Source organism: Alteromonas marina (assembly GCF_000808575.1).
Classification (GTDB): domain Bacteria; phylum Pseudomonadota; class Gammaproteobacteria; order Enterobacterales; family Alteromonadaceae; genus Alteromonas; species Alteromonas marina_A.
On sequence record NZ_JWLW01000012.1, the window covers coordinates 18,492 to 32,067 of the forward strand.

General features: G+C 45.2%; 12 protein-coding genes. 1 reads left to right on the forward strand and 11 read right to left on the reverse strand.

Translation table 11 applies throughout. From position 1 onward, the window contains the following. Nucleotides 1-9: 9 nt before the first annotated feature. From RJ41_RS05760 to trmJ, 10 genes are all read right to left on the reverse strand, one after another. Nucleotides 10-1,227, reverse strand: a complete 1,218-nt coding sequence (locus RJ41_RS05760; RefSeq protein WP_039218149.1) for an aminotransferase class V-fold PLP-dependent enzyme — start codon at nt 1,225-1,227, stop codon at nt 10-12. Beyond that, nucleotides 1,224-2,480 carry a Fe-S cluster assembly protein SufD gene (sufD, locus tag RJ41_RS05765; RefSeq protein WP_039218152.1) on the reverse strand — a complete coding sequence of 419 codons (1,257 nt, stop codon included), beginning with the start codon at nt 2,478-2,480 and terminating at the stop codon, nt 1,224-1,226. The genes RJ41_RS05760 and sufD overlap by 4 nt, the downstream gene beginning before the upstream one ends. Beyond that, nucleotides 2,477-3,238 carry a Fe-S cluster assembly ATPase SufC gene (gene sufC, locus RJ41_RS05770; RefSeq protein ID WP_014979831.1) on the reverse strand — a complete coding sequence of 254 codons (762 nt, stop codon included), beginning with the start codon at nt 3,236-3,238 and terminating at the stop codon, nt 2,477-2,479. Before sufC ends, sufD begins: the two co-directional genes overlap by 4 nt. A gap of 3 nt (nt 3,239-3,241) precedes the next feature. After that, nucleotides 3,242-4,678, reverse strand: coding sequence for a Fe-S cluster assembly protein SufB (sufB, locus tag RJ41_RS05775; protein ID WP_039218155.1), 1,437 nt, complete (start codon nt 4,676-4,678; stop codon nt 3,242-3,244). Nucleotides 4,679-5,072: 394 nt separating this feature from the next. Then, nucleotides 5,073-6,239, reverse strand: a complete 1,167-nt coding sequence (locus tag RJ41_RS05780) for an IscS subfamily cysteine desulfurase (RefSeq protein ID WP_039218158.1) — start codon at nt 6,237-6,239, stop codon at nt 5,073-5,075. 18 nt (nt 6,240-6,257) lie between these two features. Continuing rightward, complete coding sequence (gene iscR, locus RJ41_RS05785; protein ID WP_014950178.1) at nt 6,258-6,743, reverse strand: Fe-S cluster assembly transcriptional regulator IscR; 486 nt, start codon at nt 6,741-6,743, stop codon at nt 6,258-6,260. Between the two features lie 251 nt (nt 6,744-6,994). Beyond that, nucleotides 6,995-7,906, reverse strand: coding sequence for an alpha/beta fold hydrolase (locus tag RJ41_RS05790; RefSeq protein ID WP_039218162.1), 912 nt, complete (start codon nt 7,904-7,906; stop codon nt 6,995-6,997). A gap of 49 nt (nt 7,907-7,955) precedes the next feature. Further along, complete coding sequence (locus RJ41_RS05795) at nt 7,956-9,410, reverse strand: flavin-containing monooxygenase (RefSeq protein WP_039218166.1); 1,455 nt, start codon at nt 9,408-9,410, stop codon at nt 7,956-7,958. A 168-nt stretch (nt 9,411-9,578) separates the two neighbouring features. Further along, nucleotides 9,579-10,403, reverse strand: coding sequence for a serine O-acetyltransferase (gene cysE / locus RJ41_RS05800; protein ID WP_014950181.1), 825 nt, complete (start codon nt 10,401-10,403; stop codon nt 9,579-9,581). 5 nt (nt 10,404-10,408) lie between these two features. Continuing rightward, on the reverse strand, nt 10,409-11,173 hold the full coding sequence (gene trmJ, locus RJ41_RS05805) for a tRNA (cytosine(32)/uridine(32)-2'-O)-methyltransferase TrmJ (protein WP_014950182.1): 765 nt from the start codon (nt 11,171-11,173) through the stop codon (nt 10,409-10,411). 255 nt (nt 11,174-11,428) lie between these two features. Between trmJ and suhB the strand changes: the two genes are divergently transcribed. Continuing rightward, the gene (gene suhB, locus RJ41_RS05810; protein WP_039218171.1) at nt 11,429-12,205 is read left to right on the forward strand and encodes an inositol-1-monophosphatase; all 777 of its coding nucleotides are present in this window, start codon (nt 11,429-11,431) and stop codon (nt 12,203-12,205) included. Between the two features lie 72 nt (nt 12,206-12,277). Here suhB and RJ41_RS05815 read toward each other — a convergent pair whose 3' ends face one another. After that, entirely contained in the window at nt 12,278-13,465 is a 1,188-nt protein-coding gene (locus RJ41_RS05815; protein WP_039218174.1) for an acyltransferase family protein, read from the reverse strand. Nucleotides 13,466-13,576 lie beyond the last annotated feature (111 nt).

Consider the following 13,576-nt stretch of genomic DNA (forward strand, 5'->3'; position numbering starts at 1 on the left):
AATGCCTCCTTAGGCCAACATCATTTTTGCTTTTTTAAGCGCAGCAAATAGGCTGTCTACTTCTTCAAGCGTATTGTAAATTGAGAACGACGCACGGGCAGTACCCGGAATACCAAAGCGCTTCATTAGCGGCTGTGCACAGTTATCACCGGTACGGATCGCAACGCCTTGTCTATCGAGAATGAAGCCCACGTCCGCTGGGTGCGCACCTTCAAGTAGAAAGCTCAGCACGCCTACCTTGTTAGGTGCCGTACCGATTATCCGCATACCGTCAAACGCTTCGGCCTGCTCGGTAGCATAGGCAAGCAGCTTTTGTTCATGTTCATGCAAAGCATTGACATCAAGGGCACTAAACCAATCTACTGCAGCCCCCATACCAATGGCACCTGCGATGTTTGGCGTGCCGGCTTCTAAGCGATTTGGCAACGCCCCCCATGTGGCTTCATGGTAGGTCACGTCTTTAATCATCTCGCCGCCTACCTGCCAAACAGGCCAGGTTTCTAGCACCTCTTTTTTGCCCCACAGACAGCCAATGCCTGTTGGACCGAATAGCTTGTGTCCCGAAAATGCGTAAAAATCACAGCCAATGTCTTGTACGTCAACACTGCCGTGAGCAATGCCTTGTGCGCCATCAACCAGCACCCATGCGCCTACCGCTTTTGCTTTTTCAGTAAGCAGTTTAATTGGGTTCACCGTACCTAGTGCATTCGATACGTGAGGAAACGCCACCAGCTTAGTGTTTTCAGACAGCAGTCTATCGAAAGCGTCTACGTCTAACTCTCCGCTGTCGAAAATAGGTACAACATTTAGCGTTGCACCAGAACGGCGACACGCTTGTTGCCAAGTAACCAAGTTTGCGTGGTGCTCAAGTTCAGTCACCATCACTTCGTCACCTTCGCTAAGAAGTTGACCAAGGCCATTAGCCACAATATTAATGGCTTCTGTTGTGCCCGACGTCCAAATAACTTCTTCACGGGCATTTGCGTTAATGAACTTTGCAACGCTGGTACGTGCATTTTCGTAACGGCGCGTTGCTTCATCCGATAAATGGTGCGCACCGCGGTGCACGTTTGCATTCGTCCCCGTGTAAAAATCTACTAAGGCGTCGATAACGGCCTGAGGTTTTTGTGTTGTTGCCGCATTATCTAGGTAGACCAGCGGCTTGCCGTCTACCGTTTTAGATAAAATAGGAAACTGGGCACGAAGTGCTGCAACGTCTAAGCTCATTTCACCTCCATTTGGGCGAAGCGCTCACTTAAAATTGGTGCTAGCCATTCACGGACTGCCGCATTAGGCACGTCATTTATAAGCTCTTGAATGAAGCCAAAGTTGAGCATTACCAGTGCTTTACTACGAGAAACGCCGCGGGTAAGCATGTAATACAAGGCTTCTTCTTCAATTTCAGCAACCGTTGCACCGTGAGCACATTTTACGTCATCAGCATAAATTTCAAGCTCAGGCTTGGTGTTGATAACGCCGCGGCGAGATAGCAACAAGTTGCGGTTGTTAAGTTCAGCCAATGTCTTTTGCGCGTCACGATGAATATGAATACGACCATTAAACACGGCACGTGCTTTATCGCCTACAATCCCACGCGCGTTTTCTTCTGTTGTGCCATTAGGCATCGCGTGCTCAATGGTGGAGTGAAGGTCAAATAACTCGCCTTCCGCCAGAAGATAAATGGCATTCATTTTCGCATCGGCAAATTCGCCGGCGTGATGAATATCTACATCTAAACGGGAAAGCTCGCTTCCATAGCCCACCATGGTGCTGTTAAGCGTAGTGCGGTTATGAAGCTTAAAGTGGCTGCCGCCTAATTGCTTAGCTTTGCCAGTAAACATAGCAAAACGATAGTGTTCTAGATGTGCATCATCAGCTAGGTCATATTCAGCAAACGCTGTGGTTAAGCTTTCCGCATCGCCAAAACCTTGCTCGATAACCGTGGCGCTCGCGCCTTCAGCGACCTTCACCACCACACGCGTATGAGCATCAACATTTTGCGACGCCATGTTCACAATGCGCACTGGCGTGTCGATTTTCACGCCTGCTTCAACATTAATAAATATACCGTGTTGGCACAGCGCATCGTTAACTAGGCCAAACATATGACGGGTTGGTTTAACCTGACCGTATACACTGCTAATTGCTTGCTGCGTGGCAGTATCATCATTATTAAGTGACGTGATGCTCATGCCCGCTGGCACATTTAGCGTGTTAACCTGCGTGACCAAGACACCGTCTACAAATACAAGGTCGATAGCATTTAGGTTATCGATAGCAGGTACCGGTAAACTGTCTGCCTGAACCGCTTGCTTAGCTTCACGCTTTTCAACGGGTGTTAGCGGCGTAAAACGCCAGCTTTCGTTTCTACGGGCTGGCCAACCATCGGCTTTTAACTTTTCTAAGGCCTGCTGACGCACGGGCGCTAGGTAATCGGAGATTTGCGCCGCATCAATGACCTGTTCTAGCCATTGACTCATGCTTCAGCCTCCTCGTACGCTTTACCTAGGAATGCGTATCCGCTCTTCTCGACTTCTAGCGCAAGTGACGCGTCACCGCTTTTCACGATTTTGCCATCGGCAAGAATGTGAACAAAGTCAGGCTTGATGTAGTCTAGAAGACGCTGGTAGTGGGTAACAACAATGAAGCTACGCTCACCGTCGCGCTGGCTGTTAACGCCATCGGCAACAACCTGAAGTGCGTCAACGTCAAGGCCAGAGTCTGATTCATCAAGAATACAAAGTTTTGGCTCTAGCAAAATCATTTGCATGATTTCGTTACGCTTCTTCTCACCACCAGAGAAACCTTCGTTCACACCGCGTTTCAAGAAATCTAATGGAAGCTGTACTTGCTTACACGCTTCTTTTGCTTTCTTTAAAAACTCAGCAGCAGTTAATGGCGCTTCGCCGCGCTGTTCGCGCATAGCGTTAACTGACTCTTTCATGAATTCCATATTGCTTACGCCAGGAATCTCAACGGGGTATTGGAACGCAAGGAAAAGGCCTTCGCGGGCACGCTCTTCTACTTCAAGCTCTAGTAGATCTTTACCGTTAAGCGTTGCTTCGCCTTCGCTTACTTCGTAACCGTCACGACCAGATAGGACGTAGCCTAGTGTACTTTTACCGGCACCGTTGGGGCCCATGATAGCGTGTACTTCACCAGGTTTAACTTCAAGGTTAAGACCTTTAATGATGTTCTTCTCTTCCACGCTGGCATGTAAATTCTTGATACTAAGCATTGATTACCCCACTGAACCTTCAAGACTAATTTCGAGCAGCTTGCCGGCTTCTACGGCAAATTCCATTGGCAGCTCTTTGAATACTTCTTTACAGAAACCGTTAACAATCATAGAAACGGCCTTCTCTGTGTCTAAGCCACGCTGCTGACACAGGAATAATTGTTCGTCGCTCACCTTCGATGTTGTTGCTTCGTGTTCAACAATCGCAGAAGGGTTGCGGCTTTCGATATACGGGAACGTGTGCGCGCCACATTTGTCACCGATAAGTAGCGAGTCACACTCGGTGAAGTTACGTGCACCGTCTGCGCGAGAGCCCATTTGAACCAGCCCGCGATAGGCGTTATTGCTGTGACCCGCTGAGATACCTTTAGAGATGATGGTCGACTTGGTGTTTTTACCCACGTGGATCATCTTAGTACCGGTATCAGCCTGCTGGCGACCGCGAGTTAGCGCTACTGAGTAGAATTCACCTACACTATTGTCGCCTTTAAGTACACAGCTTGGGTACTTCCACGTAACCGCAGAGCCCGTTTCAACCTGCGTCCACGAGATTTTGGCATTAGTATGCGCTACACCACGTTTTGTCACGAAGTTGTAGATACCGCCTTTACCGTTCTCGTCACCTGGGTACCAGTTCTGTACCGTTGAGTATTTAATTTGCGCATCGTCCATTGCCACTAGCTCAACCACTGCCGCATGCAGCTGGTTTTCATCGCGCTGTGGAGCGGTACAACCTTCAAGGTAGCTTACATAGCTGCCTTCATCAGCAACAATCAAGGTACGCTCGAACTGACCGGTGTTCATTTCGTTAATACGGAAATAAGTAGAAAGCTCCATTGGGCAACGTGTGCCTTTTGGAATATAAACAAATGAACCGTCAGTAAATACAGCGCTGTTAAGCGCAGCAAAGTAGTTATCTGTGCGCGGCACTACCGAACCAATGTATTTCTTTACAAGGTCTGGGTACTTCTGAAGCGCTTCAGAAATTGGGCAAAAGATCACGCCCGCTTCTTCAAGCTTATCGCGGAACGTCGTAACAACCGATACCGAGTCGAATACCGCATCTACCGCAACACCTGCCAGCATTTCCTGCTCGTGTAGAGGAATGCCCAGCTTTTCATAGGTGCGAAGTAGCTCAGGATCAACTTCATCTAGCGACTTAGGCTTATCTTTCATACTCTTTGGTGCCGAGTAATAAGAAATGGCCTGATAATCGATTTTCGGATAGTCGACATGCGCCCAATCTGGCTCTTCCATTTCTAGCCATGCATGATAAGACTTCAAACGCCATTCAAGCATCCATTCAGGCTCGTTTTTCATTGCTGATATGCGGCGGATAACCGACTCGTCCAGGCCGCTTTCAAACGTTTCCGATTCGATTTCTGAATAGAAACCCGCATCGTACTTTCTTTCTAACGCCTGTTCGATCTGTTCACTCATGTTGGGATCTCACTTGTTTGCCTGCATTTGCTGCCACTAACCTTTCTACTTAACTGGCAAATAAATCACCCCACGGTCTTGGTAATTTATATAGACTTTCAACTTCAACAACGTCATTTATTTGGGTTTACGCCCAAAAGAGTTGCCAAAACTGCCAGTTACATTGCGGACAGCCTAAAATTTTGGTGCCGTAGTATATAATACCCGACTATTTCACTCAAATATTCAGCCATTAATTTATGGCCACTTACGCGTTTTAAACGCTGCTTGAAGGTCAATTTCCTTTAAACGCGCATTAATTTTCTTCCACATTCACTAAAATAAAAAAGAATGCGCTAACACTAACTACGCTTTGCCTACTACAAAAACCCGCGCTCAACGACGGTATAGGCGTTTATGCTGAAACCGCTTGGCGCAGTCTTGTGGTTACATCCACTACTTTTTGTATTACGTAATCGATGTCTTCTTGGGTCGTAAAACGCCCCACGCTGAATCTAATTCCTGCATGCGCCAATTCGTTGCTGCGGCCAATCGCTTTCAGCACATACGAAGGCTCTAGACTCGCTGACGTACATGCCGACCCAGAAGATACGGCAATATCATTTAAGCCCATCATCAAGCTTTCACCGTCCACACCCGCAAAGCTCACATTTAAAATACTCGGGATACGCTGTGTTGCGTGCCCATTTAAATAGATATCGTCGAGCTGTTGAAGGCCTTGCCACAGCGATTCACGCAGCGCTAATATGCGCGCACTATCCTCTTCTATTTTTGAAGAAGCTAGCGCGATGGCTTCACCCATTCCAACAATTTGGTGGGTGGCTAATGTACCCGACCGCATACCGCGCTCGTGGCCCCCGCCATGAATTTGTGCAACCAGATTGATTTTAGGACGGCGACGCACATATAGTGCCCCCATACCTTTCGGGCCGTATATCTTGTGCGCCGATATAGACAGCAAATCGATAGGAAGCTCAGCTAAATCAATGGCAATTTTGCCCACACTTTGCGCACCATCAACATGAAAAAGAACGCCTTTATCACGACAAAGCTGGCCAATAGCTTGAATGTCTTGGATAACCCCAAGTTCATTGTTCACATGCATCACCGACACCAGAATAGTGTCGTCGCGCAACGCGTTTTCGAGATCATTTAAATCAATTAAACCGTTTGGCAATACTTCAAGATAAGTAACTTCAAAGCCTTGGCTTTGTAAGAACTCACAGGTATCCAACACCGCTTTATGTTCGGTGTTAACGGTAATAATATGTTTGCCTTTATTGGCATAACCTTGGGCGACGCCTTTTATAGCAAGATTGTTCGATTCAGTGGCCCCCGAAGTAAAAACAATTTCTCTCGGGTCGCAATTAAGCGCGTCGCTGATTTGATTTCTAGCAACATCAACCGCCTCTTCTGCCATCCAGCCGAAGCGATAGCTACGAGAAGCTGGGTTACCAAAGTTGCCATCCAGCGTTAGGCATTTTGCCATTGCCTCGGCCACACTTGGGTCTACCGGTGTTGTTGCTGCGTAATCTAAATAAATGGGTGTTGATAAAGCCATGCGTTACTCAATACCAATTTAAAGTTGGATACTAACTTCAATATCTTTGGTGATATGACGAAGTGAGGCATTACCGTCTTGACGGTCGGCTACCTCTTGCACATCACGCTTTGCCATTAATTCGCCCAGCGTAATTGAATTTAAAAACGCCGCAATGCGATCACTTAGGTCTTGCCACAAGCTGTGCGTTAGACAGCGATCGCCGCCTTGGCAGTCTGCTTGTCCTTGACAACGTGTCGCATCAATGGACTCGTCAACGGCGCGAATGACTTCGCCTATCGCAATTTTACTTGCTTCACGGCCTAATAAATAGCCACCGCCAGGCCCGCGGACGCTGTCTACCAATTGCTCTTTACGCAATCGAGAAAAAAGTTGTTCAAGGTAAGATAAAGAAATTTCTTGTCGTTCTGAAATGTCGGCAAGAGGCACTGGACCACGCTTTGAATGCAAAGCGACATCAAGCATTGCGGTAACCGCATAGCGCCCTTTCGAAGTGAGTTTCATTGGATTCTCCCGCCGTTTTATAGTGCGAGAATTTTCACATACCCGACTAAAATGGTCAAGTATAAGACCCAGTAAATTAGTCAGGTATTATTGATTCGAGTAATCGCTTTTGTATATCAAGGCTTTCGTTTCAATTAAGCCCCATCCAAATAAGCACTAATAGACGCTAATAGACGCCAAATTTGCGTGGTCTACGCTAAATGCTTAGAAATCGTTTATTCTGCAGATAAATGATAACGTCGACTATAAGCCTATTTGTTCGCATTTAAGTGAATATGAGCAAGAATACTGTCTGCTATCCGATGTGATTGGACGGTATCTATTTGATGGCGCAACCCACGCAGTACTTGATGTTTAGCACCTGATATAGCTCTGGCTGTTGCTACACCGCCACTGGGATGCACCATGCGATCAACATCTCCGTGTATCACTAATGTTGGGGCTTTGACATTTTGAAGCATTGGCGTTCGGTCGCCGGATTTCATAATAGCACCGATTTGCCGGAACATCGCTTTTGCATCACTTTTGCCACCATTGCGCTGCCATGCCAAACGCGCATACTGATGCCATTGATTTACGGCTCCCTTTGCAGCTACATCGCCAATATGCGTCATCATTGCTTGGTAGTTTTTAACTGCGTCTTTTTCACTTGTTGGTGCTTTTGCTCTTGCTAAACGCCATAACGTTGAATACGACGGTTGACCGACTTTTCGACTCCCAGTGGTAGAAAAAATAGACGTCATAGATGTCACTTTTTCTGGGTGAAGGCTAGCGAGAGTTTGCGCAATCATCCCTCCCATAGACATTCCTGCGATATGTGCGCTTGTTATATTTAACGCCTCTAACAACTCTGCAGTATCTTCAGCCATCCGTTCAAGTCCATATGCACCTTTCGGCGACCTTCCTCTTAACTGCTGTAATAGGCTGGGATGCGGTGTGTCGCTGCGTACTGACCTTCCTGCATCACGATTGTCAAAGCAAATAACGCGAAATCCACTAGCAACTAAACGCTCAATAAGCGCGTTTGGCCAATAAACCAACTGAAGACCTAAACCCACAATAAGTACAATGGTATCGGTATTTCCGACACCATGCTCGGCATAGCAAAACCTATCACCGCTTTTAAGCGTTACGTATTGCTCATGATGCTGGGCTAAACTCATTTAAAGCTCTCGTGATTTAATAAAAGTAAGTGTGCGTCTATTAAAATTTCTATTCAAACTTAAGCGCTGGGTCGTCTACACGGCCTTTCCGAAAAATTTTCACGTCTTGTGCATAATTGAACGACATAGACCAAGGAAACTGCATGCCTTGACGTGGCAATTGTTCTAAAGAACGTTGGATGTAGCCAGCGCCAAAGTTTAGTAACGGTTGTGTTTCCATATTTGGGTCTGCTACAGGTGTACACTGTGTAAAGCCGTGCTCTTCCATATGATTGAGCAATCGCGTGAAATGTTCACATAAAAGGCCAATTTTTAGTGTCCACGATGAAGCTGTATAGCCCACCGCAATAGCAAAATTAGGCACGCCACTGAGTAACATACCTTTATACGTAACACATTCTGGCAGCGAAACAGCTTCACCATCAATTTTTGGCACTATCCCTCCTAGAGGCAGAAGGTTTAATCCAGTGGCTGTTACTATAATATCTGCTTCAATATGCTGGCCCGAATCAAGTTTAATGCCGGTTTCAGTAAACGTTTCTATAGTATCTGTTGCAACCGACGCCTTACCTTTCGAAATTGACTCGAATAAATCTCCACCCGGAACTGCACACAGTCGCTGCTCCCAAGGATTGTAAGGTGGGTTAAAATGTATATCTACTGGATACCCTTCGGGTAACATTTTTGCATTAAGACTGCGTATTATTTTGCGCGCACGATGTGGAAAGCGCTGACTAAATGCGTACACCCAACGCTGTTTCGCTATGTTAAACCAACGCGCAGCTTTAAACGCTGTATCCTCGCTAAACCACGCGCGTAAATGTTTTGCGATTGGATCATCTACGGGAACAGGTAATACGTAGGATGGCGTTCTTTGCAGCATAGTCACGTGCGATGCGCTTTTCGCTAGTGCGGGAACCAGCGTTACCGCCGTTGCACCGCTTCCGATTACCACTACGCGTTTGTTTTCGTAGTCCAGATCTTCAGGCCAATGCTGTGGATGTACAATCTGACCGTTAAATTGTGATCGCCCTTTGAAATGTGGTGCATAACCTTTATCGTATCGATAATAACCCGAAGCGTTAAATATCCATCTGGCGGCAATGTGCTCATGCTGCCCACTCTCTTCTGACTTTAACGTAACCCGCCAATAGTTTTTATCGCTTTGCCAATCTATATCTACCACACGAGTTAAAAAACGTATGCGCTCTTTAATACCGTTTTCAGCCGCGGTTTCTTCGACGTAAGCCTTTATTGAACGACCATCAGCAATGGCCTTTTGCTCTTTCCAAGGTTTAAATTCGTAGCCGAAGGTGAATAAATCAGAATCTGAGCGTATTCCCGGGTATTTAAATAAATCCCATGTGCCGCCCAAATCACCGCGGGCTTCTATAATAGTATATGAAAGGTCAGGACATTTTTTTTGAATGTGGTAGGCGCAGCCGATACCCGAAATTCCGGCTCCAACAATTAGTACGTCGAGTAATTGCACTGTATCTTGCATAACGTCCCTGAAAAGTGATGATCAACCTCTCATCTCAATGTAAGTTGGCGTTATGCACGAGTCAATGTGCTTGTTAATGTTTTGTAAAAACAAGCCTTTGTGAATTTTTACTATAAAAGGGTGAAGGTTCTCTGCCTTTTCACCCGAAAATAGTATGCGGAATTAGAGTTAAATAGCGGGGTCGAAAGAAGAATGAGCCTTCTCTCGCTCTTGGGTTTCCGTTAGGTCGAAACCCGTTTCTGCGAAATCTTCAGCGCTAATATTGTGTAAATTATCGGTACACACATCGCCACCTAGCGACTGAATGACCTTGCACATCTCTTCCACTTTGGTGTCCATTTGGTGCATATGCTCTAGCATTATGCCCATCGCATTGGCCACAGGATCAGGGTTATCTGGCGCGACAGCATAGGCATCAAAACCATATTTCTGGGCAATTTTATCTCGCTCAGGGTTTACCGACGCATTCATCTCTTTTTGCTTCGAGATAATGATACGACCCGGGATCCCCACCGCCGTAGCGCCATCAGGAATATCTTTTACGACCACAGAGTTAGACCCTACTTTAGCGTTTTCACCTATAATAATAGGCCCTAACACTTTGGCACCAGCCCCAACTACAGCGCCTTTTTTAAGGGTTGGGTGGCGCTTACCTGCTCTCCAGCTAGTGCCTCCAAGAGTAACGCCGTGGTAAAGGGTGACGTCATCGCCTATTTCAGCAGTTTCACCAATGACCACACCCATACCGTGGTCGATAAATACCCGTCGTCCCAACGTGGCACCAGGATGAATCTCAATACCCGTAAGCCAACGGCTAAAGGTTGATAAACTGCGCGCCAACCATTTCCACTCAGCCTTCCATAGTTTGTGACTAATGCGATGCAGCCACACCGCATGAAGGCCAGGATAGTTGGTTAGCACTTCAAAGGTGTTTCTGGCCGCTGGGTCGCGATGAAATACGCCTTGAATATCATCTTTTATACGGGCGAACATAGTGTTTACTCTTTTTCTTCTATCGCTGGTGCAGGGTCTGCGTCGCCTGAGTTAGCATTCTTCACCGATTTATCGATAGACGCCAATATACCGCGTAATATATTAAGCTCTTGAGACTCAGGGCGCGCTCGGTTAAACAAGCGGCGCAGCTTAGTCATAACCACACCCGGGTGACTTTTGCGAATGAACGACGTGCCTTCCAGCGTGGTTTCCAAATGCGTATAAAAACGCTCTAAATCGTCATTCAGTGGATATTCTTCCTCAACACTTGGATAGGTTTCGCGATTTAGATAGGCCATGCGAATCTCATAACAAAGGGTTTGTACTGCTGCTGCTAAATTAAGTGAGCTGTATTCTGGGTTGGCTGGAATACACATATGGAAGTGACACTGCTGCAGCTCTTCATTAGTTAAACCACTATTCTCTCGACCAAACACCAAGGCTACTGGGTACTTTTCTACTTCTTGGACCAGCTTCTCGCCACAGTCGCGCGGGCCTAACATCGGCCATGAATGAGTGCGAGAGCGTGCAGACGTCCCTACTACTAAGCCACAGTCTTTAACAGCCTCTTCCAGCGTGCTTACAATTTTCGCGTTAGCAAGGACATCACCCGCCCCCGCCGCCAATGCACTGGCTTGGCCGTCTGGCTCATTTACTGGGTCGACAAGATATAAGCTGCTCAGCCCCATGGTTTTCATAGCTCTTGCTGTCGAGCCGATGTTTCCCGTGTGAGACGTGTTAACTAAAATAATGCGAATATTCTCGAGCATGCGTGTAATACCTACGTATTTATTTGGATAGCGTCTTTAATTCGATATTACGCGCATCTGGCGTACTATCTTACAGACCTTAATAGCTTTAAGTTTAACACAGTGGCAGTATAGATGGCTATTCACGCTATTGCGCTGGGAATTCATTTGCATCGCGCATAGATTCTGGTAGACTCCGCCCGTTTTCGAAAACAACTAGCTATTTTTTGTACAGTTAGTTTGTTTCATTGGTCTTTTACAATTGGTGGTTTATCTATGCATCCTATGCTGAATATTGCGGTGCGCGCTGCGCGTGCGGCTGGAACAGTTATTGTTCGTGGTTTTGAAAAACATAATGAAGTAGCAACAGAGTCAAAAGGCTTAAACGACTTCGTTACTCAAGTTGATAAAGAAGCAGAACAAGCAATTATTGCCAAAATTCAGCAGTCTTACCCGAACCATTGCTTCCTAGGTGAAGAATCGGGTGAAGTTTTGGGCACAGAAACTGATTATCAGTGGATCATCGATCCACTAGATGGCACCACTAACTTTGTAAAAGGCATTCCTCACTTTGCCGTTTCAATTGCACTTCTTCACAAAGGTCGCTTAGATCAAGCGGTTGTTTTTGACCCAATTCGCAGCGAACTATTCACCGCGAGCCGTGGTCAAGGCGCGCAGCTTAACGGTTATCGTATTCGTGCTTCTAAGCCTCGTGACCTTTCTGAAACCATTATTGCTACTGGCTTACCGTTTAAGAACAAGTCTCAATTTGGCGAGTATGCACTAAGCCTTAACAAAATTTTCCACGAAGTGGGCGACATTCGCCGCGCAGGTAGTGCAGCGCTAGACCTTGCTTACGTTGCAGCTGGCCGCCACGACGGTTACTGGGAGCGCGGCGTTAAATCTTGGGATATCGCAGCAGGTGAGCTTATTGTTCGTGAAGCTGGTGGATTGGTAACTGACTTTAAAGGCGGTAACGATCCACTTCACAAAGGCGAAATTGTTGCTGGTAGCGTGAAGGTTGTTCAAGGCCTAGTTAAGCACCTTAAGTAAATCGCTTTTGAGCAATTAAATAGTAGAGGCGCTATGTTTGTTTTCAATTAACGCCTCTTTTACCAATATATGCTATACGACTTTTCTTAACAAGAACCTACCTTTTAAATTTTTAAACGTGAAGTTTTTTCCGGCTTTAATTGCGGGCCTTTCAATAATCAAAAATGTGATTGTAGACACTGCCACAACAACAAGAGAAACTATTGGAAGGAATAAAGCATACTCACTTAAGGTTAAATTTGATATTTCAGTTGGTGACCAATAAGTGAAAATAAAGTACAACACTACTCCATGTAATAAATAGATACTGTAACTGATTTCACCGAGAAGTACTGAAGCTCTTAAGGATAGTATTCCAAATATGCTGTTACCGGAGGCGACTAATATGAATAAAATCGCCATTAAAAACACGTGAAAGGAATCAAGCGTATTGGGGTAAGTTAGCAGAATAGCTACTAACAAAAGGCTTACGGTTGAAACCAATACGTGATTGTATTTCGAGTTAGCATTAATATAAAGAGAGAGTGGATAGGCTACAGATCCTATAGCAAAGTATATTAAATATTCAGATGAAACATTACCTACACGAATTGGATTTATGTAAGTATAAACTGCAATCAACCCAAGAAAAGCAAGTCCTAACTTTCCTACAAAACGATTGAAACAAAAAATAACTGGCAGCATTAAATAAAACAACCATTCGTATTTTAACGTCCAATCAACACCAGCAATAATTGTCTTGGTATCTGAAATGTCGTTTATAGTCCCCCCTATAAAAAATATCCACTTAACATATTCTTTTAATAAATCTATAGCTGACACGTTGACTTCAAAGTTTGAAGCTAAAAATACGAATAACGATATAACGCATAGTGAAAATAAATACAGCGGGTATATCCTAAATATTCTCGATTTATATAGAGAGAACCAATTTATAGTGCGGTCTTGACTTATTATACGAGAGAAGAAAAGGAATCCCGTGATCATAAAAAATATCGCCACCCCTACTTTTCCTAAATTTTGAAAAAAATTTTCAGGTGGGCGCTGCCACACTTGGTTTAATTTCCAATAATAGGTAACAACGTAATGGTGGTACAAAACAGATAATGCGAGGTATCCCCGTATGCCATCGATGGCTCCAAATCGATTATCTCTATCTGAAAGGTAGGAAAATTTCTTCGTTTTACTTAATACAAAGCCAAGCACTATACATGCAAGAAAAGACAATATGGTTATTAGTAAAACTTTTAAACTCTCCATGCCTTATATTCCTTCGAGTTGAATGATTCATCGATTAAAACTTAGGAATACATTAAAGTTTTAATAAAATAAAGTTGTATTATCATACTTTTTCAAAGCTTAAAAAAAACC

What these genes read in the sequence shown, in the direction of transcription:
- RJ41_RS05780 (WP_039218158.1), bottom strand. Translation starts at nt 6,239, where the DNA reads ATGGCTTTATCAACACCCATTTATTTAGATTACGCAGCAACAACACCG.
- suhB (WP_039218171.1), top strand. Translation starts at nt 11,429, where the DNA reads ATGCATCCTATGCTGAATATTGCGGTGCGCGCTGCGCGTGCGGCTGGA.
- sufD (WP_039218152.1), bottom strand. Translation starts at nt 2,480, where the DNA reads ATGAGTCAATGGCTAGAACAGGTCATTGATGCGGCGCAAATCTCCGAT.
- cysE (WP_014950181.1), bottom strand. Translation starts at nt 10,403, where the DNA reads ATGTTCGCCCGTATAAAAGATGATATTCAAGGCGTATTTCATCGCGAC.
- RJ41_RS05760 (WP_039218149.1), bottom strand. Translation starts at nt 1,227, where the DNA reads ATGAGCTTAGACGTTGCAGCACTTCGTGCCCAGTTTCCTATTTTATCT.
- sufC (WP_014979831.1), bottom strand. Translation starts at nt 3,238, where the DNA reads ATGCTTAGTATCAAGAATTTACATGCCAGCGTGGAAGAGAAGAACATC.
- RJ41_RS05790 (WP_039218162.1), bottom strand. Translation starts at nt 7,906, where the DNA reads ATGAGTTTAGCCCAGCATCATGAGCAATACGTAACGCTTAAAAGCGGT.
- RJ41_RS05815 (WP_039218174.1), bottom strand. Translation starts at nt 13,465, where the DNA reads ATGGAGAGTTTAAAAGTTTTACTAATAACCATATTGTCTTTTCTTGCA.
- sufB (WP_039218155.1), bottom strand. Translation starts at nt 4,678, where the DNA reads ATGAGTGAACAGATCGAACAGGCGTTAGAAAGAAAGTACGATGCGGGT.
- iscR (WP_014950178.1), bottom strand. Translation starts at nt 6,743, where the DNA reads ATGAAACTCACTTCGAAAGGGCGCTATGCGGTTACCGCAATGCTTGAT.
- RJ41_RS05795 (WP_039218166.1), bottom strand. Translation starts at nt 9,410, where the DNA reads ATGCAAGATACAGTGCAATTACTCGACGTACTAATTGTTGGAGCCGGA.
- trmJ (WP_014950182.1), bottom strand. Translation starts at nt 11,173, where the DNA reads ATGCTCGAGAATATTCGCATTATTTTAGTTAACACGTCTCACACGGGA.